The organism is uncultured Rothia sp., assembly GCF_963544205.1.
GTDB lineage: Bacteria > Actinomycetota > Actinomycetes > Actinomycetales > Micrococcaceae > Rothia.
In genome coordinates this window covers 127,362-147,822 of record NZ_CAUUDY010000002.1, presented here as the reverse complement: position 1 = coordinate 147,822, position 20,461 = coordinate 127,362, and the positions used below count along the sequence as shown (strand labels likewise).

At 57.8% G+C, this 20,461-nt stretch carries 21 protein-coding genes and 2 pseudogenes; 14 read left to right on the top strand and 9 right to left on the bottom strand.

The annotated features are described in order from the left end of the window. The first annotated feature begins 44 nt into the window (after window positions 1–44). The 3 genes from RWZ58_RS02580 to RWZ58_RS02570 all read left to right on the top strand — a co-directional run bounded on the left by RWZ58_RS02580 (window position 45) and on the right by RWZ58_RS02570 (window position 3,204). Entirely contained in the window at window positions 45–1,073 is a 1,029-nt protein-coding gene (locus tag RWZ58_RS02580) for an iron-siderophore ABC transporter substrate-binding protein (RefSeq protein WP_314657173.1), read from the top strand. A gap of 269 nt (window positions 1,074–1,342) precedes the next feature. After that, entirely contained in the window at window positions 1,343–2,242 is a 900-nt protein-coding gene (locus RWZ58_RS02575; protein WP_314657172.1) for a YwqG family protein, read from the top strand. Window positions 2,243–2,283: 41 nt separating this feature from the next. Then, entirely contained in the window at window positions 2,284–3,204 is a 921-nt protein-coding gene (locus RWZ58_RS02570; RefSeq protein ID WP_314657170.1) for a YwqG family protein, read from the top strand. Window positions 3,205–3,527: 323 nt separating this feature from the next. On the opposite strand, the gene RWZ58_RS02565 is transcribed toward RWZ58_RS02570, so the two are convergent. From RWZ58_RS02565 to RWZ58_RS02555, 4 genes and pseudogenes are all read right to left on the bottom strand, one after another. After that, on the bottom strand, window positions 3,528–3,692 hold the full coding sequence (locus RWZ58_RS02565; RefSeq protein WP_314657168.1) for a transposon-encoded TnpW family protein: 165 nt from the start codon (window positions 3,690–3,692) through the stop codon (window positions 3,528–3,530). A gap of 90 nt (window positions 3,693–3,782) precedes the next feature. Beyond that, the gene (locus RWZ58_RS02560; RefSeq protein ID WP_303976332.1) at window positions 3,783–4,385 is read right to left on the bottom strand and encodes a HEAT repeat domain-containing protein; all 603 of its coding nucleotides are present in this window, start codon (window positions 4,383–4,385) and stop codon (window positions 3,783–3,785) included. 81 nt (window positions 4,386–4,466) lie between these two features. Further along, a complete protein-coding gene (locus RWZ58_RS08705) occupies window positions 4,467–4,601 on the bottom strand; it encodes a DUF4368 domain-containing protein (protein ID WP_399549393.1) in 135 nt (44 codons plus the stop codon). Window positions 4,602–4,624: 23 nt separating this feature from the next. Beyond that, window positions 4,625–5,025 (bottom strand): annotated as a pseudogene (locus RWZ58_RS02555) (recombinase family protein); the annotation flags it as partial. 54 nt (window positions 5,026–5,079) lie between these two features. On the opposite strand from RWZ58_RS02555, the pseudogene RWZ58_RS02550 reads away from it, so the two are divergent. The 7 genes and pseudogenes from RWZ58_RS02550 to RWZ58_RS02520 form a co-directional block, all read left to right on the top strand. Continuing rightward, a pseudogene (locus RWZ58_RS02550) lies at window positions 5,080–5,346 on the top strand (DUF1963 domain-containing protein); the annotation flags it as partial. Between the two features lie 389 nt (window positions 5,347–5,735). Beyond that, on the top strand, window positions 5,736–7,199 hold the full coding sequence (locus RWZ58_RS02545) for an O-acetylhomoserine aminocarboxypropyltransferase/cysteine synthase family protein (RefSeq protein WP_296544962.1): 1,464 nt from the start codon (window positions 5,736–5,738) through the stop codon (window positions 7,197–7,199). Further along, entirely contained in the window at window positions 7,199–7,705 is a 507-nt protein-coding gene (locus tag RWZ58_RS02540; RefSeq protein WP_012904274.1) for a CoA-binding protein, read from the top strand. The genes RWZ58_RS02545 and RWZ58_RS02540 overlap by 1 nt, the downstream gene beginning before the upstream one ends. 305 nt (window positions 7,706–8,010) lie before the next feature. After that, entirely contained in the window at window positions 8,011–9,009 is a 999-nt protein-coding gene (locus RWZ58_RS02535) for an Abi family protein (RefSeq protein WP_314657164.1), read from the top strand. Window positions 9,010–9,483: 474 nt separating this feature from the next. Further along, the gene (locus tag RWZ58_RS02530) at window positions 9,484–10,305 is read left to right on the top strand and encodes a transporter substrate-binding domain-containing protein (RefSeq protein ID WP_049327405.1); all 822 of its coding nucleotides are present in this window, start codon (window positions 9,484–9,486) and stop codon (window positions 10,303–10,305) included. Between the two features lie 28 nt (window positions 10,306–10,333). Further along, window positions 10,334–11,008: an amino acid ABC transporter permease gene (locus RWZ58_RS02525; protein WP_049327404.1), complete on the top strand. Its 675-nt coding sequence runs from the start codon at window positions 10,334–10,336 to the stop codon at window positions 11,006–11,008. Then, complete coding sequence (locus RWZ58_RS02520) at window positions 11,001–11,750, top strand: amino acid ABC transporter ATP-binding protein (protein ID WP_314657162.1); 750 nt, start codon at window positions 11,001–11,003, stop codon at window positions 11,748–11,750. Before RWZ58_RS02525 ends, RWZ58_RS02520 begins: the two co-directional genes overlap by 8 nt. A gap of 80 nt (window positions 11,751–11,830) precedes the next feature. Here RWZ58_RS02520 and RWZ58_RS02515 read toward each other — a convergent pair whose 3' ends face one another. Continuing rightward, complete coding sequence (locus RWZ58_RS02515; RefSeq protein ID WP_313969584.1) at window positions 11,831–12,634, bottom strand: TRIC cation channel family protein; 804 nt, start codon at window positions 12,632–12,634, stop codon at window positions 11,831–11,833. Window positions 12,635–13,082: 448 nt separating this feature from the next. Here RWZ58_RS02515 and RWZ58_RS02510 point away from each other — a divergent pair, with 448 nt between their 5' ends. After that, window positions 13,083–13,733: an L-alanine-DL-glutamate epimerase gene (locus RWZ58_RS02510; RefSeq protein WP_314657160.1), complete on the top strand. Its 651-nt coding sequence runs from the start codon at window positions 13,083–13,085 to the stop codon at window positions 13,731–13,733. 76 nt (window positions 13,734–13,809) lie between these two features. On the opposite strand, the gene RWZ58_RS02505 is transcribed toward RWZ58_RS02510, so the two are convergent. After that, a complete protein-coding gene (locus tag RWZ58_RS02505; protein ID WP_049327399.1) occupies window positions 13,810–14,340 on the bottom strand; it encodes a carboxymuconolactone decarboxylase family protein in 531 nt (176 codons plus the stop codon). A gap of 3 nt (window positions 14,341–14,343) precedes the next feature. Continuing rightward, window positions 14,344–14,925, bottom strand: coding sequence for a peroxiredoxin (locus RWZ58_RS02500; protein ID WP_070605115.1), 582 nt, complete (start codon window positions 14,923–14,925; stop codon window positions 14,344–14,346). Window positions 14,926–15,150: 225 nt separating this feature from the next. Between RWZ58_RS02500 and RWZ58_RS02495 the strand changes: the two genes are divergently transcribed. Next, a complete protein-coding gene (locus RWZ58_RS02495) occupies window positions 15,151–15,765 on the top strand; it encodes a GNAT family N-acetyltransferase (protein ID WP_314657157.1) in 615 nt (204 codons plus the stop codon). 34 nt (window positions 15,766–15,799) lie between these two features. Here the strand turns inward: RWZ58_RS02495 and RWZ58_RS02490 are convergent, their stop codons facing one another. After that, on the bottom strand, window positions 15,800–16,171 hold the full coding sequence (locus RWZ58_RS02490) for an acylphosphatase (protein WP_399549386.1): 372 nt from the start codon (window positions 16,169–16,171) through the stop codon (window positions 15,800–15,802). A gap of 226 nt (window positions 16,172–16,397) precedes the next feature. On the opposite strand from RWZ58_RS02490, the gene RWZ58_RS02485 reads away from it, so the two are divergent. Both RWZ58_RS02485 and RWZ58_RS02480 read left to right on the top strand, forming a co-directional pair. Continuing rightward, window positions 16,398–17,969, top strand: coding sequence for a DHA2 family efflux MFS transporter permease subunit (locus RWZ58_RS02485; protein WP_314657155.1), 1,572 nt, complete (start codon window positions 16,398–16,400; stop codon window positions 17,967–17,969). 337 nt (window positions 17,970–18,306) lie between these two features. Further along, window positions 18,307–19,434: a zinc-dependent metalloprotease family protein gene (locus RWZ58_RS02480; protein ID WP_314657152.1), complete on the top strand. Its 1,128-nt coding sequence runs from the start codon at window positions 18,307–18,309 to the stop codon at window positions 19,432–19,434. Window positions 19,435–19,589: 155 nt separating this feature from the next. On the opposite strand, the gene RWZ58_RS02475 is transcribed toward RWZ58_RS02480, so the two are convergent. After that, window positions 19,590–20,444, bottom strand: a complete 855-nt coding sequence (locus tag RWZ58_RS02475) for a transcriptional initiation protein Tat (RefSeq protein WP_314657151.1) — start codon at window positions 20,442–20,444, stop codon at window positions 19,590–19,592. Between the last annotated feature and the right edge of the window lie 17 nt (window positions 20,445–20,461).

The following is a 20,461-nucleotide window of genomic DNA, read 5'->3' as shown; positions in this document are numbered from 1 at the left end:
TATCGCATATGCATATATGAGGCTATCCTAATAAAATGGCAAATATGACGAACAAGATCACCCGCCGCTCCTTCGGCGCACTCGCACTCGGTTCCTTTGGCGCCCTTGCCCTGGCGGCTTGCGGCTCCTCCAACACTTCAGGTTCTTCCTCCTCTTCCTCCGCGTCCGCTTCGGCGACCGGTAAGAAGGTTGCACCCTCCGCTCTGCCCTCCGGCATGGGCACCACCACCGTTGACGGCGAATTCCCCCGCACCGTCAAGCACTTCCGCGGTGAAACCACCATCAAATCTGCACCCTCCAAGGTCGTGATTCTCTCCACCGGTCAGCTCGACGGCGTGCTCTCCCTGGGCATCGTGCCTGTTGGCGCGGCAACCGCCGGTGACGCCGACCTGGTCCCCAGCTACCTGAAGACCAAGTTCTCCGATAAGTCTGCAGAGCTCGACAAGATCGCCAAGGTCGGTAAGCGCACTGACCCGGATCTTGAGGCCATCGCAAACCTCAAGCCCGACCTGATCCTCATCAACAACACCAACAAGAAGGACGAGCTGTACGATTCCCTCGCCAAGATCGCGCCGACCGTGGTCACCGAGGGCACCGGCATCAACTGGAAGCAGGACTTCCTGCTGATTGCCGCCGCGCTGGGCACCACCGAGAAGGCTGAGAAGCTCATGGAGGAGTACAACACCAAGGCGAAGTCGGTCGGCCAGAAGGCGGGCAGCGAGAAGACTTTCTCCTTCCTGTACGCTTCCGCTGACCGCACCCGCATCTTCGCGAAGTCCTCGTTCGTGGGCTCCATCTGCGTGGATGCATCCCTGGCACGCCCCGCAGCTGCGCAGGTTGAGAAGACCTCCGTCGACCTGAGCTCCGAGCAGCTTGACCAGGCTGACGGCGATTACCTGTTCTACGGTGTGCAGGGCGGTGATGAGTCTAAGCTGACCGGTGAGGCGCTGTGGAGCACCCTCAAGGCTGTCACCGAGAAGCGCGCGCACAGCGTGGATTCTGACATGTTCTTCCTGAACGCTGGCCCGGCTGCTGCGCTTGGCGTTCTGGAGACCATCGAGAAGGCGCTCTAAGCCTTTCATCGTCTCGTGTAGAGATTCACTGAGAATCACCGGAGAGCCCCGCGTTCTTGCCGCTCATGCCCGCGCATGAGGGTGAGGAGGCGGGGCTTTCTGCACGCTGTGCACCTGCTTCTACCCGCCGGATGCACTCGTGACCGGAATTGGTGCGCGCCCGCCCGAAATAGGGTCTAATGGGGGTAGAAGGCGCCGCGGTACCGTTGCCTCGCTCCTTCACACCGAACCTTTCACACCGATTAATTCACCGACGAAACGAGCACATCATGCCGATGAATAACCCCTCCGAAGAGACCCTGGCGCAGGCACGCCGCGTTATTGACGCGCTCAACGAGCGTGGCGCGCGTAAGCAGGCGATTCGCCTGAAGGTAAGTAGCCCCGGCGCGCCGCTGCCGCAGACCGCCTCCAAGTTTGGTGGCCGCCCGTACCTGCCTGCTGGCGAGTCCGCACCTACTAATGAGAAGGGCGAACCGCTGGGCATGATTGCGCAGATTAACTGCGCCGACCTGCCCGAAAACGACATCTACCCGGCAACCGGTCTGCTGCAGTTCTGGATCAACCCGAACGACGAAGAGTGCATGTGGGGTTACGACTACGAGAACCCGCTCTCGCAGAAGAACCACCGCGTCATCTACTACGAAACGTTGGGTGAGCCGAACCCGGAGGCGCCGTACCCGATCGTGAACTGGGATGACTACGGCTGGCCCTTCGGACGCGGCGGCAAGGGTACCGCTGAGGAGGTTGTCGAGTACGCGCTCGCCTTCGATACCTGGGAGCAGGGCTTCCTGGATGGCGGCTACGAAATCTACGACCAGTTCGCTGACGCCTGGGACGAGATGTACCCGGACCAGAAGCTACCCGAGGAGCCGAACGCACGCGATGACGCCTCCTACAACCTGCTGGAACCCTTCGAATCGGAGGAGAGGGATTACTCGCATATCGGCGGCTACCCCTCGTTCGTGCAGAATGACCCGCGTGACGAGTTCGAGGAGCTGCGCGGCCACACGGTAAACCTGCTGACTATCGAATCGGAGTGGGGCGAGGACGCCGATGAGGGCGTGTACGTGATGTGGGGTGACGCTGGTGCGGCGAACTGGCTGATTACTCCGGAGGCGCTGGCCGCCCGCGACTTCTCGCAGGTCGTCTTTGAGTGGGCTTGCGGCTAGACACTGCGCTACTTTCACATCATCAATGAGGAGATTCTAAGATGCTCGACAACAAGCCGTTCAAGGACATCGAAAAGCAGGTGAAGCACGTTATCGACCTGCTCAACCAGGAGGGTGCCCGCAAGAAGGCTATCGCGCTGAAGCCCTTCGTTCCCGCCGATCCCTTGCCGCAGACTGCCTCCAAGTTTGGTGGCCGCCCGTACCTGCCCGCTGGCGAATCCGCACCGACCAATGAGAAGGGTGAACCGCTGGGCATGATTGCGCAGATTAACTGCGCTGACCTGCCCGAGAATGACCTCTTCCCGAGCACGGGCATGCTGCAGTTCTGGATTAACCCGAACGATGACGAGTGCATGTGGGGTTATGACTACGAGAACCCGCTCTCGCAGAAGAACCACCGCGTTATCTACTACGAGACCCTGGGCGAGCCGAACCCGGATGCGCCCTTCCCGAACGTGGACTGGGACGAAGGCGGCTGGCCTATCGGTGGTTTCGATTGTGAGAGCGGCCCGCTCGAGATTGAGTACGGCGTGACCTTTGAGGTGCGTGAGCAGGGCGTGACCGCCTCCGGCTACGACTACTACGATGTTTTTGGTGCGAAGTGGGATGAAACCTACCCGGATGAGTTGCTGCCCGAAGCGCACGAGAACCCGTATAAGAACCAGCCTCGCCGCGAAGCTCTCTACGAGTTGACGGAGCCTTTCGAATCGGAGGAAGAGTACTCCCACGTGGGCGGATACCCGTTCTTCGTGCAGAATGACCCGCGTGACGAGTTCGAGGAGCTGCGCGGCCACACGGTGAACCTGCTGACTATCGTCTCTGAATCGGAGAACGAGGAGAACGAAGACGAGGAGATTGAGATCATGTGGGGTGATGCCGGTGCGGCGAACTGGCTGATTACTCCGGAGGCGCTTGCCGCCCACGACTTCTCGCAGGTCGTCTTTGAGTGGGCTTGCGGCTAAGTAAGGTCTTGGCTGAGTAGCCGCAGGGGAGGGAAATAGAGAATAACCGCTCTATTTTCCTCTCCCTTTTTGTGTACCTTTTATCGGGCACGTCTAAGCAGCGCGATACTTACGTTCTTACTACGCGGCGGAGCCGTAGGAACAATCAGCTTCGCCTCCACAAGACGGCGCAGATCATTCGTAATGGAGGTACGTGAAGCGCCCCAACCCCAATGCTCTTGGATATATGTCGTGGAAACAGCCTTGCCGCGAAGCTCTCTACGAGGTGACGGAGCCTTTTGGGAAGATTTATCAAGGACATAAACAAAATTTCTTTGACAAATTTATATCTTCTCCGTTTCTCTCTTGATTAACTTTAGTATTGTATCTTTGTATGTTTCGCCTGTACCTTGCTTGAAATGTAGATTTACAGCATATTTTGTCTTTCCAATATCCATTATTAACTGTTTATGTGGTGGTGTTTTTATTTCTCTTTTTTCTTCTTTCATAAGTCCTCCTTTCTGCTTTTAAGTAAAGAAAAAACAGTAAACCAATTTGATTTACTGTTTCATAAGTTGCTATATTATTGTTTTTATGAGTTATTTAATAAGTTTACTTGCCAACCTGTAGACTTGACTTATTTCTTTGCTTTCTATATGCCAGCTATTAAGTTCAATTTTAATTAACTCTGGAAATTTCTTACTAATATCCTTTAAAGCATTTCCTGCCGATTTTCTAACATATTCACTCGTATCTTCTTTTAATGCAGCAATTCGTCTAATAGCTTCATTCGGATTATCTTTGAAATATGGTCTACTCGTCCATATTCTTAGTCCTTCCGTAACAGCTCTCCTTGTATTAGGGTTATTGTTTTTTAACCATTCATCAATTATTGGAAGTGCTTTTTCATATCCTATTTTCTTGCAAAATTCATCAAATGCCTTTGCCAATACTTCCTGAACTCTCCAATTATCATCTTTGGAAACTTCATCTCGCATAAATGCTAAAATATCATCTTGTTCTGATAAATATCCAAAAAGAAATACACTGTACATTCTTACTTGATAGGTATCAGATTTATAGGCTAAAAATGCCAACTTCTTAACATATTTATTATCGTTGGATTTATAATCTACAAAGGCTCTTTTTTCTTCTTCTTTAAAACCATTTTCTATCAAAGAAAATTCTTTTTCCAAACTCATAATATATTCTTTCAAGAAGCCTTGCCTCCTCACAAAATTCAATTTTTTCTCTCTCAATAATTCAGTAATATTATACCATTTTTAAGGCATTTTTTCAATATCAGCTTTCTGTGCCACTTGACGGTTGCCTGTAAAGTTAAAGTACACATCGACTTGTTGCTTTCTATTTTCGCCTTGCCTTCCTCCTGTTGCTTCGTATACTACAACTTTTTCTATATACTCATTTATTATTGGTGCTGTAAGTTCCTCAATGTCTGTATATTTCCTGCGTGTTTTTCACTATCTATTCCGTTGTTGATAGCGATAAACCTCACTCCTTTTTCTTTGAACAGTATTTCGGTGTAAAAGCCTACTTTGAGGTAATCTCTGCCAAACCTGCTCATATCTTTTACTATCACAGTAGATACTTTGTTTTCTTCTACTGCTTTTATCATCTTTTGAAATCCCTCTCTATCAAAGGTCGTTCCGCTTACTCCATCATCGGTATAGTGATAGATATTTACAAAACTGTGTTTCTTTTTGCATAGCTTTCAAGCAGCTGTTTTTGATTGGTGATGGAATTGCTTTCTCCTTGCATTTCATCATCACGATTTAAACGCTCATAAAGTGCCGTTTGTCCTGTTCTTTTCGTATTTGACATGAGAATTACCTCCTTTTCAAGTTTTTATTATTTTCTCTGTCCTAAGAGGTTAGTCCTTTCGAATCGGAGGAGAGGGATTACTCGCATATTGGCGGCTACCCTTCGTTCGTGCAGGAGGACCCGCGCGATGAGTTTGAGGAGCTGCGCGGCCACACGGTGAACCTGCTGACTATTGTCTCCGAGTCGGAGAATGAGGAGAACGAAGACGAGGAGATTGAGATCATGTGGGGTGATGTCGGTGCAGCGAACTGGCTCATTACCCCGGAGGCGCTTGCCGCTCGTGATTTCTCGCAGGTCGTCTTTGAGTGGGCTTGCGGCTAAAACTTAGCGGTACAACTTTATGCAGGAATGTTGTGAATTTATTCTTCGCAACGTCATAACAACATCATGGCAAGACTTGTCATGATGTTGTTATGATTCTGCGATGATGTTGATATGATGCGGTATTTTCCTCGCGCCTTGAATCTTAAAAACCCCGGAATTGCAGTCTGAAACCGGGCATTCCTGTCGGTCTCATTGACCGCGCATCATAACAACCGTCATAACAACTTCTGTTATGACGGCTGATATGATGCCCCGTCATAATCCGCAATAAACGACACATAGGTACCCGCACTTGGTGCGCCCCCGTGACGGTGGCACAGTATAAAGTCGAGCCACTATCGACTCCCCGCCCATCCCCGGCGGGCAGATACACCAGGAGCAAACCAATGGCTGAACACACTTTCGGCTTCCGCACCCGCGCACTACACGCGGGCGGCACCCCCGACGCTGAGCACGGTGCCCGCGCGGTCCCCATCTACCAGACTTCCTCCTTCGTCTTCAAGGACGCTGACGACGCGGCGAACCTCTTCTCCCTGCAGAAGTACGGCAACATCTACTCGCGCCTGTCCAACCCCACCGTCGCCGCGCTGGAGGAGCGCATCGCCTCCCTCGAAGGCGGTATCGGTGCGGTAGCGACCGCCTCCGGCATGGCCGCCGAGTTCATCACTTTCGCGGCGCTCTGCCAGCAGGGCGACCACATTGTGGCTTCTTCGCAGCTGTACGGCGGCACCGTCACCCAGCTGGACGTGTCCCTGCGCCGCTTCGGCATTGAGACCACTTTCGTGCCTGGTACCGACCCCGCCGACTACAAGGCGGCACTGACCGAGAACACCAAGGCAATCTACACCGAGATCGTGGCGAACCCCTCCGGTGAGGTTGCCGACCTGGAAGGCCTCGCAGAGGTCGCACACGAGGCGGGCATCCCCCTGGTCGTGGACGCAACCCTGTCCACCCCGTACCTGATTCGTCCCCTCGAACACGGCGCCGACATCGTCATTCACTCGGTCACCAAGTTCCTGGGCGGTCACGGCACCACCCTCGGCGGCATTGTGGTCGAGTCCGGCCGCTTCAACTGGGGTAACGGCAACTTCCCGTCCATGACCGAGCCGGTTCCCTCCTACAATGGCGTGTCCTGGTGGGGTAACTTCGGTGAGTACGGCTTCCTGACCAAGCTGCGTTCCGAGCAGCTGCGTGACTTCGGCCCGTCGCTGAGCCCGCAGGCCGCGTTCAACCTGCTGCAGGGCGTTGAGACCCTGCCGCAGCGCATGGACGCGCACCTCGCCAACGCTAAGCAGGTCGTTAACTGGCTGGTTGAGGACGCCCGCATCGCCTACGTGAACTACGCCGGCCTGCCCGACCACCCGCACCACGAGCGCGCGAAGAAGCTGCTGCCGCTGGGTGTTGGTTCCGTGTTCTCCTTCGGTGTGAAGGGCACCGAGAAGGCTTCGGGCCGCCTGGTCGGTGGCGAGTTCATTGGTGCGCTGCAGCTGGCAAGCCACCTGGCGAACATTGGCGACTCCCGCACCCTGGTGCTGCACCCGGGTTCGACCACGCACCAGCAGCTCTCCAGCGAGCAGCTTGAGGCCGCCGGCGTGGGCGAGGACCTGATCCGCATTTCGGTGGGTCTGGAAGATGTGGAAGACATCATCTGGGACCTGGACCAGGCGCTGACCTACGCGACCGGCCTGAACCACGCCGGTGAGCGTGTGGGCGAGTCCAGTGCAGACAAGATTGTGGAGGCCGAGGAGGCGGTTGCCGCCGCCAAGGCCGCCGAGGACGCTGCCGCCGCTGAGGCTGTTGCTGGCGCATCCTGCTCCCTGCCCGCCGCTACCGCTCAGGAGGAAAAGTAATGACCGAGAAGCGTACCTGGGTGGGTCCTTCCGCCCCCGAGCGTCTGAACATTCTGCGTAATACCCGCACCATCGCGATTGTGGGTATGAGCGATAAGATTTCGCGTGCCTCCTACTTCGTGGCGACGTACCTGCAGTCGGCGTCGCCGTACAAGCTGTATTTTGTGAACCCGATTCTGGCGGCGAAGGGCAAGCTTGTGCTGGGTCAGCCGGTGTACCCGTCGCTGCAGGACCTGCCGGAGGTTCCGGATCTGGTGGAGATTTTCCGCCGTAATGAGGACCTGCCGGGCGTGGTTCAGGAGGCTGTTGACCTGGGCGCGAAGACCGTCTGGATGCAGCTGGGCTCCTGGAACGAGGAGGCTGCCGCGATTGGTGAGGCTGCCGGTCTGAACGTGGTGATGGATAAGTGCGTGAAGATTGAGCACGCGCGTTTCCACGGTGGTCTGCACTTGGCTGGTTTCAATACGGGCGTGATTTCTTCGAAGCGTCAGGTGCTGTCGAAGTAAGCAGCCTGCGCTGTATAAGCCGCGGCTTGTAATTACAAAAATCAGGCGCTTGCAAGCGTTTGAACGGAGGGGCGTACCCGGAGTGATTCCCGGGTGTGCCCCTCCTTCTTTGATGCTGTTGCAGTGGTATAAGCAACCATAAGATGACCAGGGAAAACGCCCAGATTCCTTGAGAGCGTGTAGCTTCAATGTTATGGTTGTACTAACAGTCCCCCCTCCGCCTCTGGGTTTACCTAAGCGCATCTCGAGGGGGTCCTTTTGTATGTTCGGTTCTACGGCGAACCGAAGTGAGGAGAGCAACGGCATTGCCCAAGGAATCGTGCGTATTTCTACCTTCAATAGAGGAGCAGAAGGAATACCTTATTACCAAGGGGTATTTTCCTCAGGGAATAACCCTGAGCGACGATGACCGAGACATGCTTGCATGCTCTAATTTCCACTACCTTCTGGGATATTTTCGTAATTACAACAAATACAAGAACGAGGGGCTTCTGCCTGAGAATCCAGACATCTCGGACGTTTTAGATATTGTGCGTATGGATGTTGCGGTCTCTTCCCTCTTGTACGGGTACATGAGGCAGAGCGAACAGGCGATTCGAGCTGCATGGGTGGACGTATTTTGCACTTACCGTAGTCCCCATGAGTACCTCAACCCGGATGCGTATATCTGCATGAATCAGGACAGGCCAGTAGATGCGCTCATCAAAGATATGATGCGGCACATCCTGCGATACCGTGAACCGTATGTTCGCGAGCGAATCGAGGCTTGGTGGAAATCCTGCGGAAAAGGTTCCTCTAAAACCCCCTCTGAAAACTTGGACGATTGGGAGGACATTGAGGAGCTTCGAAAGATGATGCAAAAGGAACTTCCTCTGTGGTCTGTTGTTGATTCGTTTTCCTTGGGGCTTCTCTCCCATGCGGTGGTCCAAAGTTATGCTTCAGAAACCTCCACCGAGTCTGGAGATGCTGAAAAGCTGCTGCTTTACAAAAAGACCGCAGAGTATATGGGCGTAAACCATAAGCACTTTGAAGGTCGTCTTAAGTCTCTGACCACTTTACGAAACCGTGTAGCTCACGGTTCTCGTCTCTGGATGATGCCGACTACTGACACTTCGGCAAAGCCAAAAATTTTTGCTAAGGACCTTCGCGAAGCGGACCCGAAAGGTATGTTGGTCAGCTTCGCTAACGTCGCCCTTTTGCAAGGAAACACCCGTCGTCAGCGGGAGGCATGGAAAGCGATAAAAGCTCTAGTGGAGCAGAACGAGAGCTACTGCGTTGGCGTAGGTTCGCAGAAAATCTTCTAAAAAACGGCGTCGGCCCTGCAGTTACCTCGCATTATGACGCTGACATACTCATGAGAGTAAGCGGAGGGGCGTACCCGGGGCGATTCCCGGGTGCGCCCCTCCTGCTATGCCCGGTGTAGCGTCCGGCAGAGTGTCCGGCGTGTTTTGGGCGGGATTGAGGGCTTAGTATCGCCCCTTGTGGAGGGCGGTTCAGCTTTAAGGTAAACCTACCCTTACGCTTTCGCACCGTAAGCCGGTATCCTAGTGTGGAGCCCGGCGGCCGGTACACAGCACACACGCGTACCGACCGCCGGGTTTTCCTCTCTCGCAGATTGTGACGGAATGTTACGTTGAATTCTTTCCGACCGGGAATAGCTGTACGATAGCCAGCGTTGCACCCGCAGAGAGGGGCACACCGCATGATGCCCCCGGGTTACCTCAGGGTGACAACCCGCAGCTACAAGAGCATCAACCACCACACGAAAGAAGAACAATATGTCCGCAATGATTAACCGCCGCACCGTCCTCGCAGGCTCCGCTTTCACCGGCCTGGCAGCTCTGCTCGCAGCGTGCGGTTCGTCCAGCAGCAGCACCTCCGCGTCCAGCACCAACAAGCTGGAGGCCATCAAGTCTGCCGGTAAGATTCGCGTGGGACTGGAAGGCACCTACCGTCCCTTCTCCTTCCACGAGTCCAACGGCACCCTGGTCGGTTTCGAGAAGGAAATCGCCGACCTGATCGCCAAGGACCTGGGCGTGACCGCCGAGTTCATCGAGACCCCCTGGGATTCGCTGATCGCTGGCGTGGACGCTGACCGCTACGACATCGTCATCAACAATGTTTCTGCAACCGACGAGCGCAAGCAGAAGTACGACTTCTCCGTACCCTACCTGTACTCGGAGCCGAAGGTTGCCGTGAAGAAGGACTCTTCCCTGCAGAACGTGAGCGAGATTTCCGGCCACTCCTCGGCGCAGTCCGAAACCTCGAACTTCCGCAAGATGGTGGAGGCGAAGGGCGCCTCGATCGTGGTTGTTTCCGGTTTCGATGAGGCTATCGAGCAGGTCCTCTCGGGCCGCGCAGAGATGACCGCGAACGACTCCGTGTCCTTCGCCGAGTACTTCAAGGAGCACCCGGACGCTAACCTGCGCCTGCTCTCCGGCGACCTGGGCACCGGCAGCAACTCCTCCATCCTGATGGCTAAGGGTCAGGACGCCCTGCGCAACGCTATCGACGAGTCGCTGAAGAAGCACCTGGGCAACGGCGACATCAAGGCGATTTACGAAAAGTACGTGGGCGAAGACCTCTCCCCGAAGAACTAACACTCTTATAAGGAGCTGAGTTCCGCGCATGGAACGCTACCTCAACCTCTGGGCAGAATCACTGCCGCAGCTGCTGGCCTCAACGGTGGCAGTGACCATTCCGCTATCGCTCATCTCCTTCGTGCTGGCGCTACTGGTGGGCATCGTGTCCGCCGGCGCGCGCACGAGCCGCTTTGCGCCGGTGAACTGGCTGGCGTGGCTGTACATCTGGATTTTCCGCGGCACCCCGCTGCTGGTTCAGTTGTTCATCGTCTTCTACGGCCTGCCGAAGGTCGGTATCGCCTTGGACGTGTGGAGCGCCGCGATTATCACGATGAGCCTGCACACCGGCGCGTACGTGGCGGAAACCTTCCGCTCGGCCGTGGCGGCCATCCCCGGCGGCCAGTTCGAGGCGGCAGCGACCCTGAACTTCACCCGCCTGCAGACCCTGCGTTACGTCGTGATTCCGCAGGCGGTGCGCATCGCACTGCCGAACCTGGGCAACAACTTCATCGACCTGATTAAGGGCACCTCGCTGGTGTCGGTCATCTCGATGGTCGACCTGTTCCAGACCGGCAAGCAGATTGCTTCGCGTACCTTCGAGCCGCTGGCAATGTACTCTGAGGTCGCCATTATTTACCTGGTGATTTTCACCCTGCTGACCGCCGCACAGTCGGCGCTGGAGAAGTACAGCAACCGTTACGTAAGGAGCCGCAATGCTTAGCGTGGAATCCCTCTCGAAGAGCTTCGGTGAGACGCAGGTTCTCAAGAACATTAGCCTGGACATCCCCAGCGGCGAGACCACCGTCATTCTGGGTCCCTCCGGTAGCGGCAAGTCGACCCTGCTGCGCTGCCTGAACCTGCTGGAAACCCCGCAGTCCGGCACGCTCACCATTGACGACGCGCAGGTGGACTACAGCCAGAAGCTCACCGACGCGCAGGTGCGTGATATTCGTTCCCGTTCGGCGATGGTGTTCCAGCAGTTCAACCTGTTCCCGAACTACACGGCGCTGAAGAACGTGGCGCTCGCCCCGACCCTCAACGGCACCCTGGACGCCAAGCAGGCTGAGGAGCGCGCCCGCGAGCTACTCGCCAAGGTGGGCCTAGCCGATAAGACCGGCTCCTACCCGGAGTCGCTTTCGGGTGGCCAGCAGCAGCGCGTGGCGATTGCCCGCGCCCTGGCGCTGGAACCGGCATACCTGCTCTTCGACGAGCCGACGAGCGCCCTGGACCCCGAACTTGAGGCCGAGGTGATTCGCGTGCTCATGCAGCTGGCGAAGGAGGGCCGCTCCCTGGTCATCGTGACGCACAATATGGCGTTCGCGAAGAAGGTCGCGGACCGCATCGTGTTCCTGGAAAACGGCACGCTGCGCTATAACGGTGAGCCGAACGGCTTCTTTGCCTCGGACGACGAGCGCATCCGCAAGTTCCTGACCGTGTACGACAGCACCGAGTACACCATCTAGTCGGCACCGCAACAGAGCCTATAACAGAAGGATGGGCCGGTCTCCTACAAGGGAGACCGACCCATCCTTCTTACTCTCTTCTAATCCTTCTTGGGTTTCGCCTGGGACTTCGCGCGGCGGTACTCGTCCAGCTGCTCGGGGCTGACCACCTGCAGCTGGTCGGTGAGCGGGTCACCCGGCGACCAGCCCTCGTTGTGCACCGCGCTCTCCTCACGGTTGAAGAACGTGAGAATGCGCGGGCGGTGCACCCGCAGACCACCCGGTGTGGTCGGCAGCTGCCAATTCTTCGTGTGGGAGAGTACGCCCAACACCAGGCACAGGATGATGGAGAGCGCCATCGCCAGGTTCGGGCGGTGAAACAGGCCGGTTACGAGGGCGGTTTCTGCGGCACCGAATAGGGCGACGGTCGCGTACAGGGAGTTGCCGCCAAAGATCGCGGGAATACGGTTGACCATGATGTCACGAATCAGGCCGCCACCCACTGCGGTGGTAATACCCAGCGCGATAGCCGGCAGCCAGTGCAGACCCAGGTTCAGGGACTTGATGGTGCCGGTTGCCGCCCAACATCCCATGCCCACGAAGTCCACGACGAGTAGCGTGCGGGTCGCCCAGCGGGCACTCAAATCAATGCTGTACGCCAGGATGGACGAACCGATCGCACCGATCCAGTAGCCGCCGTCCGTAAGCGCCACGGGCAGGCCCGAGTTCAGCAGCACGTCACGAATCATGCCGCCGCCCATACCGCAGGCAATAGCGAGCAGCAGGAAGCCCACAATGTCGAACCGGAAGGCGCGCGCCACAGCACCGCCGAGCAGGCCGTTAGCAACAACGGCGGCAATGTCGACGATGCGGAATACCTGATCGGGGTCAAAGAGCTCGTGCATGGGCGTTCTCCTGCGTGTGTGCGTATGTGCGTCTGCGTTTGGGCGCCCGCGAGGGGGCACCTGAGGGGGTATCGGAGTGCCTGTGGGGGAGGGGCGCACGGGGTCGGGTGACGACGTTATCACCGCATCCGGCTCTGTCAGCCTGTGCTCGCACCTGATATGGCACCGATTCATTGTAGACCCGCCGCCGCTCCTACTCCTATTTGAAAGGTGCTCATGACGAGCTCTGAGACGGAACTAAGAAGCCTGTGGACGTGCTAAAAGATGGGCGTAGAATGAGTGAATCTCCACCCCCAAGGCTGTCATGATTGTTTTTGCGCTTGGCGCCACATGGTGTGCCATTGCCGGTGCGGCGCTGTCGGCGCTCATGGTGTGGTTGCCCTCGCGCAGCCGGAACGCTCGCTAAGCTGGGACTAGACGAAATCTGCGTAAGGTGAAAGGAGCCGCCGTGGCGGTATCTCGCGATGAAGTTTTCGGGGTCCTACAGGGGATCGTACCCCGTCTGGAGGAGGCGCTTCCCGGTTGGTCGGTGCGCCCCAACATCACGGGTACCGGCGCGGTGGGGCTCTACCTGGACGGCCCCGCAATCTACCGGGGCGGCGAGCCCCTGGCCGGCGTGAACGCCGAGGGTGAGCCGGTCGTCCGCCACCTGTGCGGCACGATTCAGACCGCTGACCGCGGCCTGCCGCAGGAGCTCGGGCAGGTGCGTTACCAGTACATCCTGGGCGTGAGCGTGGCGGAGCACGAGAGCGAGTATCCCGAGCTGGCTGACCTGGCGAGCGTGGGGGAGCCGAGCTGGGTTCCCGCATTGAGGGTCCTGGAGTCGCTGGTGGAGTCCGAGGGGCGCGAGGCGCTGTTCATCAGCCGCGGCGGGTACGTGCCCGGCCGCCGCGCCCTGGGTAAGCGTCGCGTGGCGCTGCGTCGAGAGCTCTTCCCCGGTAAGCCCTGGCTGGGTTTGGGCACGATTGACTGGTGCGCGGGCGTTCGCTCGATCCCGGTGTACGCCGAGGACTTGGCGGCTCTGGTTGCCGCGGTGACGCGCCTGGCGAGTAGCTGGGATGCCGCCCTCCGCACTGGCTCTGCGGACAGCCAAAAGTAGTTAAAACAAAGCGGCGCATCCGACCCGTAAAGGGGTGGATGCGCCGCTTCTGTGTAAGCTCTAACGCTTAGTGGATTTAGCCCAGTGCCTCAGCCAGCTGAATGCCCTGTGCCACGCCACCGAGGGTTGCAGCAATACGGATCAGGTCGTTGACCTGCTCCTTGGTTGCGCCCTCTTCACGCAGGGTGTGCTCGTGAGCCTCAACGCAGTGGGAGCAGCCGTTGACTGCGGACACTGCCAGTGCGAACATTTCGAAGTCCAGCTTCTCAATGCCACCGTTCTTACCGATGATCTGCATGCGCAGGTTTGCACGCTGGTCATCGTATGCACCGTTCAGGAAGCCACGGGTGCGGTAGAAGATGTTGTTCATGCCCATGATGGATGCAGCACCCAGAGCAGCCTCGTAAGCGGTGTCGCTCAGGTGCTCCTTAGCCTCTGCAGCAATCTCAACAACAACAGAGTCAACCTTGGTTGCTGCTGCGGTTGCGAGGATTGCGCCCCAGAGCTGCTGCTCGGACAGGGAGGTGATGCGGGGCAGGGAGGACAGGTTGAGGTTCATGTCCTTCGCGTAGGAAGGCAGAGCCGAACGCAGGTTATCGATGCTCATGGATTACTTCATCTCCTTGAATGCGTCGATGGTTGCTGCGCCCTTCTTCCAGTTGCATGCGCACAGCTCGTCGGACTGCAGTGCGTCCAGCTGGCGGAGCACCTCGTCGGTGTTACGGCCGACGGAGTCAGCGGTAATGGAGACCGACTGGATGGTGTTGTGGGGGTCGATGATGAAGGTTGCGCGGTCTGCAACGCCGTCCTTGTTCAGGATGCCCAGTGCGCTAACCAGCTCACGCTTGAGGTCGGATGCCATGACGATGGGCAGGTCCAGGAGCTCTTCGTGGGAGCGGCGCCATGCGTAGTGGGTGTACTCGTTGTCAACGGAAACACCGATCACCTGGGTGTCGCGTGCCTCGAACTCGTCAGCGAGCTTGCCGAATGCAGCAATCTCGGTGGGGCAAACGAAGGTGAAGTCCTTGGGCCAGAAGAAGACGACGCGCCAGGTGTCTTCGTCCAGACCCTCGGAGGAGACGGTGGTGAAGTAGTCTTCGGGCTTGGTTGCTTCGATGTCAGCCAGCTTACCGGGGACAACGCCGGTGAGCTCGTATGCGGGGAACTGGTCGCCGATGGTCAGAACTGCCATGGTGTTCTTCTTTCTACTTCGTGCCGCGCGGATTCGTTGCGCGGCGCTTGTTCTAGTGATGCCCAGTGGGCGGGCTTGATACCTATTCTATTATGAATAATTCATAATAATCAAGTGATGGCGAGTGAAAGCACGAGTATTAAGTCGTGATTTGCGTCACCGAATATTCTGGGATGTTCACAAAAGCTTTTCCGGCGCACAAACCCGAGGGTTTAAGCTCGAACCATGACCCCCGAACACAGTGCACACGCAGAGCCCAATCAGCCCGAACTCATCACCGAGCGCCTCACCCTGCGCCACATGCGCGAGGCGGATATCCCCGACATCGTGGAATCCTGCCGCGACGAAGAAACCCTCCGCTACACCCGCCTCCCGTTGAACTACACGCGCGCCGATGCTGAGGACTACCTGCTCACCACCGCACGCCAGATTGCCGCCGGGCAGATCCAGCGTTGGGCGATTGACGCCTCCGGCGTGTTCGCCGGGACCATTGAATTGCGCTTGCCTGACGGCACCCCCGAAAGCCCCGGAAACCGCGCCGAACTGGGCTACTACACCGCCCCGAAGTCGCGCGGCAAGGGCTACATGACCGAGGCGCTGCGAGCCGTCCTCGGCTACGCTTTCGACCCGCTCGGCCTGGGTCTGGAGACCGTCCGCTGGACCGCCCTGGCGGGTAACGAGCCCTCTGAGAAGGTGGCGGTTAAGGCGGGTTTCACCGGCATCTACGACGATATTGACCCGAACTCCGGCCGCCCCGATGAGAACGGCCACCCGGTGCAGCATCGGGTGCGCCGTGCCGATATGACCCGCGCGCAGTTCGCGGCGCTCTGGTCTGATTAGCTCTGGTCTAACTAGGTTGGCTAGCTAAACTGCGCTACCGAATGCCGAAGCCGCGGAACGAGCCGGACGGCTCCTCCCACTCGACGAGCACCTCATCCACGCGGCCCGCGGTGTCGTCACCGCGTAGCACATCCACCAGGCGAGCGCAGGAGGCGGCGGTACCTTCCGCAACGACTTTCACGCGCCCGTCGTCGAGGTTTTCGGCGTAGCCGGTCAGGCCCATGGGCTTGGCGGTTCCAGCGCACCACCAGCGGAAGCCCACGCCCTGCACTTTGCCGTTGATGAAGGCGACGAGGCGGATTTCGGCGGGTTCTGCCGGGGTGCGGTCGGTGAAGAAATCAAAGAAACCCATGGGTCCTCCCGGGGTCGTCTCGTTGAGGGTGGTTTGATGGGGGCGCGCCAGCATTGGCGGCGCCCTGTCAGTTTCTATAGCTTCAGTCTAGAGGGTTCAGAGTGCTTCGGGGTGGCATCAGGGCGCCTGTTGCCCGGTTGCCTCGCACGCGTCGTGAACAGCTGAATTAGGGTAGAGCAACCGGAGCTACGCCCACAAGGGGAGTAAGATGGGGTGATATTTATCAGCGGCAACGCTGAACACGCAGACTGTACCCGCAACGCTCATCCACTGGAGGATCATGAGTTCACGCCCCAAGAAAGAGCCCCTCGTCGGTAACCCGGCGAAGGCACCCTACAAGCCCTGGCCTGCTCTCTGGTCCCTGGTCGTTGGCTTCTTCATGATTCTGGTGGACGGCAATATTGTCACCATCGCCCTGCCGCACATGCTGCAGGATTTGGATGCGTCGCTGTCGGCGGGCATGTGGGTGACGAGCGCCTACCTGCTGGCGTATGCGGTGCCGCTGCTCATTACCGGCCGTATGGGTGACCGCTTCGGTCAGAAGAACCTGTACATGATTGGTATGGCTATTTTTACTGCCGCTTCCCTGTGGTGTGGTCTGGCGCCGAGCGTTGAGTCGCTGATTACTGCCCGCGTGGTGCAGGGCCTGGGTGCGTCGCTGATGACCCCGCAGACCATGTCTCTGATTACGCTGATGTTCCCGCCGAATGCGCGCGGTGTTGCGATGAGTATCTGGGGTGCGACTGCGGGTGTCGCCTCGCTGATTGGCCCGATTCTGGGCGGCGTGTTGGTGGATGCCCTGAATTGGAGCTGGATTTTCTTCGTGAACATTCCGGTGGGTCTGGTCGGTCTGTTCTTGGCGTGGCGTAACGTGCCGGTGTTTGAGCAGAAGAAGCACAGCTTCGACTGGCTGGGCGTGGTGCTTTCGGCGGTTGGCCTGTTCCTGCTGGTCTTCGGTATTCAGGAAGGCGCTAGCTACGACTGGGGCATCATGACCGATTCGTTCCTGGGTACCGGTATTGCGGTGAGCGTGTGGGGTCTGATTATTGCTGGCATTCTGGTGCTGGGCCTGTTCATTGGTTGGCAGGCTATTAACCCGCGTGAGCCGCTGGTTCCGCTGAGCCTCTTCAGTGACCGTAATTTCTCCGTGTCGAATGTGGCTATCTCCGCTATGGGTGTAGTTGCTATCAGTATGGCGTTCCCGCTGACCCTGTACCTGCAGCAGGTGGAGGGCCTGGATCCGACCCAGGCCGCGTTGATGACCGCCCCGATGGCGTTGTTCTCGGGTGCGTTGGCGCCGGTGGTGGGCGCGCGTCTGAACCGTAACGATCCGAAGTGGATTGCCGTGATTGGCTTTACGCTGCTGGTGATTGGTTTTGCTCTGCTCCGCCCGACGATGGTTGCGGACGGCAACCTGTGGCTGATGGTTGGTCCGATGATTATTCTGGGCGCGGCGAACTCCTGCATTTGGGGTCCGCTGTCGGTGTCTGCGACTCGTAACCTGCCGCCGCAGCGTGCCGGTGCCGGTTCGGGCGTGTACAACGAGACCCGCCAGATGGCGTCCGTGCTGGGTTCGGCTGCGATTACTACGATTATGGCTTCTGCGATTACCTCGCACCTGTCCGCGTTGGGTCCGGCTGCCGCAGCGGGCGGTAGCTCTCACGGCGGCGCTGCTGGAGGCGTACTTCCGCAGATTCTGCGTGAACCCTACGCGGCGGCAATGGCTGATTCCATGATGCTGCCCCTGGTTGCCGCGGCGGTGGGCGCCGTCGTGTGCCTGTTCTACGCCTCCAAGAAGACCTCCGAGGCGAAGGGCGCCGCACAGAACACTGAGGCGGAGACCATCAAATAGAAGGCTTATCAGAACGGTTTTACGTCATATTTGGTGCATAAACCTGAAAAATGGTGTTATACCGGGAAAATCTAGATGCACTCTGTGTATGATGATGCGGATTATTGTTGCCCTGAGGTGCCAAAACCTCGTGAGGGCGCAATGATCCGCTGTTCTTTAAGCGGCATCCCGTACCACCATGTTTGTATGGGATGCCTCACCGCAGCGCACATATATACACTCTCCGCATAGACTGTGCCCAATGATCCAATAATTCACTCAACGCTGCCTCCGGCAAACATATAATCACGAGGGTCCTCGCGCGCATTTATGCGAACGAATACGAGAAGAGATACAAATGGCTTTCTCATTTTCTACCCGCGCGGCACGTACCGCGCTCGCCTCGGCGGCGATGCTTGTGCTCAGCTTGGTTGCTGTCCCCGCAGCGCAGGCGTACAACCCCGATATTGATGGCGACGGAATCGGTAATATTTTGGAGATGAGGGGGTACGATGGCGACCTTGACGGCAAACTGGAGATTGACTATCCAGGCATGGGCGCCAACCCCTTGAAGAAGGACCTCTTTGTCGAGATGGACTACATGCCCGGTCTGCTTGCTAGCGAAGAAGAGCTCGACCGCATCACCGAAATCTTCGCGAATATGCCGATTCGCAACCCCAACGGTACCACCGGTATCAACCTTCACCTGGATGCCGGTAACGCCCGCAGCGCCAAGTATAACCTCGGCGGTGGTAACGAAGTCCCCTACCAGCAACTGGATAGCACCATGGAGAAGTGGTACGAGATCCGAAGGGCTAACATGGACCCGGACCGTGGATCTGCCTTCCACTACATGATTTGGGGTGACGCCCACGATGAATACGGTTCCTCAGGACTGGGTTACATAGGCGGTCTAGGGTTCGTTGTGACTGTGGGCCCGCGCTTCTGGGGCAAGTCCGCAACCTCCGATGTGCGCGTGGCGACCTTCGTGCACGAGCTCGGCCACAACCTCGGCTTGCGTCACGGTGGTACCGAGGAGGTGAACTACAAACCGAACTACATGAGCATCATGAACTACCGTTACCAGCTTAGGGGCATAGAACGCCCGGACGGCACGAAGTACTTCGGCTACTCGACCCGTGCCTACAAGGATCTGGATGAGAACAAGCTGGATGAGAAAACCGGCTTTGGTCGCAATGCATACGGCCTGTACTATAGGGGAGTTCCCGCCTGGGAGGCTATCGACTTCAACCGCAACGGCAAGATTGACGACGAGCCGGTGTCGGTCGACCTTAACCGTGACGGTGAGAAAACCATCCTGACCGCACCGAATGACATGAAGAATATAAAGCTGCCGGCTACTGATGGGCTCTATAACGAGGACGGTGCGAATCCTTCCGAGCAGAAGTTCTCTGGAGAGATTGAAGAGAATGAGATGACCGCCGACCGTGCGCGTGCTGAGGGTCTGGTTCCCGCGAAGGACTAACCTGTGGCAGCTACTGGCGGCTGAGAAGCTAAGGTTTTAACACGACGAGGGGCCCGGCATCCATAACGGATGCCGGGCCCCTGATGTTATCTAGCCTCGTTGCGCTGTCGTACTGCGACGCATCAACGGTAGAGCAGCTGAGCTATACACCAGAACTACGGGCGGCTGATAGTTGCCGAAGCGCGCAAACCTGCCAGGTCCTTGAAGGTGTACTCGCCGCCCTCGGTCAGCTGCATTGCGACGCTACCGCTGGTGATCTGAGCGGTGGTGGTCAGAGTGTAGCTGGAGGTCACCTCGGTGAAGTACACCGGAACCAGCGAAGCCAGCACCTGTGCGTAGCTCACGCCGTCCTTCGCGGTGGCTTCCAGGTAGTCGGAGGTGCGGATGTCCAGTACGCCGGTCCAGACGTTGTCCTCGATGACCGGCTCGTAGAACTTCGCGGTGTATGCGATGCCATTGAATGCCGCCACAGCGGGGTTGTTGGTCTTCGCGCCGCCCTCGCTCTTAGCGAGTGCCGGGATCTCAACGTCGTTCTCGGGGTCCCACAGCAGCGGGTCGGTGACATCCTCGGCGGTGGGGAAAGTGAACTCGAAGGTCACCTGCAGGTGCGCCTGAGGGTACAGCCAGGAGCTACCCTGGAACTCGCCCTTGGAGTTAACGGGTGCGGAAATCCACAGACCCGCACCACCGTACAGGCCAGCGCCGACGCTACCGCCGGGGGTGAAGGTGCCGCCGCCGCGGCTCTGCGGGGTGGTGGAGGTTGCGGTGATGTTGGGTACCTGCACGGTGTAGGAGTCCAGGCCGTAGCGGGTATCAAAGTCGTTGGCGGGGTTCGAGTTGAACGCCTGAGTGAAGACACCGAACTTCAGGGTCGGGGTTTCTAGCGCATCGGTGGACGCCGCGTAGGCGGGTACCGCCGCTGCGGTTGCGATGACGGGGGTGCTCCACGCGGCACCCTTGATGAGTGCGCGGCGGTTCAGGCCATTAGTGGTGTTCGAGGAAGAAGTCATGGGATCTCTCTTGTCAT

What these genes read in the sequence shown, in the direction of transcription:
- RWZ58_RS02515 (WP_313969584.1), bottom strand. Translation starts at nt 12,634, where the DNA reads ATGCACGAGCTCTTTGACCCCGATCAGGTATTCCGCATCGTCGACATT.
- RWZ58_RS02540 (WP_012904274.1), top strand. Translation starts at nt 7,199, where the DNA reads ATGACCGAGAAGCGTACCTGGGTGGGTCCTTCCGCCCCCGAGCGTCTG.
- RWZ58_RS02530 (WP_049327405.1), top strand. Translation starts at nt 9,484, where the DNA reads ATGTCCGCAATGATTAACCGCCGCACCGTCCTCGCAGGCTCCGCTTTC.
- RWZ58_RS02480 (WP_314657152.1), top strand. Translation starts at nt 18,307, where the DNA reads ATGGCTTTCTCATTTTCTACCCGCGCGGCACGTACCGCGCTCGCCTCG.
- RWZ58_RS02520 (WP_314657162.1), top strand. Translation starts at nt 11,001, where the DNA reads ATGCTTAGCGTGGAATCCCTCTCGAAGAGCTTCGGTGAGACGCAGGTT.
- RWZ58_RS02500 (WP_070605115.1), bottom strand. Translation starts at nt 14,925, where the DNA reads ATGGCAGTTCTGACCATCGGCGACCAGTTCCCCGCATACGAGCTCACC.
- RWZ58_RS02560 (WP_303976332.1), bottom strand. Translation starts at nt 4,385, where the DNA reads ATGAGTTTGGAAAAAGAATTTTCTTTGATAGAAAATGGTTTTAAAGAA.
- RWZ58_RS02485 (WP_314657155.1), top strand. Translation starts at nt 16,398, where the DNA reads ATGAGTTCACGCCCCAAGAAAGAGCCCCTCGTCGGTAACCCGGCGAAG.
- RWZ58_RS02490 (WP_399549386.1), bottom strand. Translation starts at nt 16,171, where the DNA reads ATGCTGGCGCGCCCCCATCAAACCACCCTCAACGAGACGACCCCGGGA.
- RWZ58_RS02505 (WP_049327399.1), bottom strand. Translation starts at nt 14,340, where the DNA reads ATGAGCATCGATAACCTGCGTTCGGCTCTGCCTTCCTACGCGAAGGAC.
- RWZ58_RS02565 (WP_314657168.1), bottom strand. Translation starts at nt 3,692, where the DNA reads ATGAAAGAAGAAAAAAGAGAAATAAAAACACCACCACATAAACAGTTA.
- RWZ58_RS02575 (WP_314657172.1), top strand. Translation starts at nt 1,343, where the DNA reads ATGCCGATGAATAACCCCTCCGAAGAGACCCTGGCGCAGGCACGCCGC.
- RWZ58_RS02545 (WP_296544962.1), top strand. Translation starts at nt 5,736, where the DNA reads ATGGCTGAACACACTTTCGGCTTCCGCACCCGCGCACTACACGCGGGC.
- RWZ58_RS02495 (WP_314657157.1), top strand. Translation starts at nt 15,151, where the DNA reads ATGACCCCCGAACACAGTGCACACGCAGAGCCCAATCAGCCCGAACTC.
- RWZ58_RS02525 (WP_049327404.1), top strand. Translation starts at nt 10,334, where the DNA reads ATGGAACGCTACCTCAACCTCTGGGCAGAATCACTGCCGCAGCTGCTG.
- RWZ58_RS02570 (WP_314657170.1), top strand. Translation starts at nt 2,284, where the DNA reads ATGCTCGACAACAAGCCGTTCAAGGACATCGAAAAGCAGGTGAAGCAC.
- RWZ58_RS02475 (WP_314657151.1), bottom strand. Translation starts at nt 20,444, where the DNA reads ATGACTTCTTCCTCGAACACCACTAATGGCCTGAACCGCCGCGCACTC.
- RWZ58_RS02580 (WP_314657173.1), top strand. Translation starts at nt 45, where the DNA reads ATGACGAACAAGATCACCCGCCGCTCCTTCGGCGCACTCGCACTCGGT.